Below are 1,433 nucleotides of genomic sequence, written 5' to 3'. Positions count from 1 at the left end.
AGCTGATCTAGCAGTGGTACCTGTAGAGAATTCCATTGAAGGCAGTGTCGCCATGACACTAGATCGGCTTTGGCAACTAGATCAGCTCCAAATTCAACAGGCTCTGGTTTTGCCAATCAGACATTTTCTGATGTCACGGGCATCAACCATAGCAGAAATTAAAACGGTTTATTCCCATCCCCAAGCCCTTGCTCAGTGTCAGCGGTGGTTAGAGCAGTTTCTGCCATCAGTGCAACTGGTACCGACCAACTCCACCACTGAAGCGCTACAGTTTTTGGACAAAGATCACAATGCAGCAGCGATCGCATCTGAACGAGCAGCAAAGCTTTATACTCTACCAGTACTGGCATCTAACATTAATGACTATCCCGATAATTTCACTCGATTTTGGGTGCTGAGTTTAAAGCCATCTCCTGGAGGTAGTCATACCTCCTTAGCATTTAGTCCTCCTGCTAATATACCTGGATCATTGTCTAAACCACTCCAGATATTTGCCCGTCGAGGTATTAATTTAAGTCGGATTGAGTCTCGTCCCACCAAGCGATTACTTGGTGAGTACATATTCTTTATTGAACTGGAATCAGATCTCTATGCACCATTATTTAAAGCCGCTCTTGAGGAAATAATCCCTGATCAGGAAATCCTCAAGATTTTTGGCAGCTACACCCTCATCAATGTCGATAATTTGACTGTCAACAGTTAACCGTCAACGGTGAACAAAAATGTTGTTATAGCGCTGGGAGCAACGAATAGGGAATAGGAAACTTCGGACAAGGGAAGGGAGAGTAATTGATGAAAACAGTATCAAGAAAATACTAATGCTACGAGGTCTATTCTCTCTTAAGCTTATAATCAAAGCTTAATTTAAGGCATCTTTGAGTACAGTACGTGCCGCTAAGTGATTGCGAGTAGAAGTGAGAATTTCGGTTTCCCGTTCTAGACGTTTTTCTGTGTCCAGGGTCTCTAAAAGTGCCTGCTGTTCTAAGGCTACGCCATACAGATTGCTAGCAACCCAGTAAGACAACTCAATGGGTAGATCGGGCAGGTCTTCTGGTAGCTCAATTTTCTGGTTGGTCAACTTAGCGGAAAGACGCACAACATCCCGCAATAACTGTGCCACCTCCTTTGCCTTTGGTTTGAGGTCTTTAGCAGGTGGTTGGTCTTCAATCCATTCCACTAGTCCAACCCGATAGGGCTTTTCACGAACGTACTCTAAGACCCGAAACCGCTGCTGACCTAAGGTTACTATTTTCATCCGGTCATCGGGAAGACGCTGAAAGTGGATAATTTCAGCGCAACAGCCAATTGTAGCTGGTTCCTGTTTTACAGGATCCCACATTAAGACACCAAATCTGCGATCGCTCTCCAAAATCGTGTTCATCATGATTCGGTAGCGAAATTCAAAAATGTGTAACGGCAGAGGGCGTCCAGGA

At 44.6% G+C, this 1,433-nt stretch carries 2 protein-coding genes; one reads left to right on the top strand and one right to left on the bottom strand.

Annotated features, from left to right (window positions below):
- The coding region (pheA, locus tag F6K49_RS48870; protein ID WP_293109947.1) for a prephenate dehydratase at positions 1-703 on the top strand (703 nt) is incomplete at its 5' end.
- A 156-nt stretch (positions 704-859) separates the two neighbouring features.
- On the opposite strand, the gene F6K49_RS48865 is transcribed toward pheA, so the two are convergent.
- Positions 860-1,433 (bottom strand): LON peptidase substrate-binding domain-containing protein (locus tag F6K49_RS48865; RefSeq protein ID WP_293109945.1); only part of this gene is annotated, 574 nt, incomplete at its 5' end.

The sequence above is a fragment of the Moorena sp. SIO3I6 genome (assembly GCF_010672095.1).
Note: the sequence above shows the minus strand (reverse complement) of the source record. Positions and strands in the feature narration are given on the sequence as shown.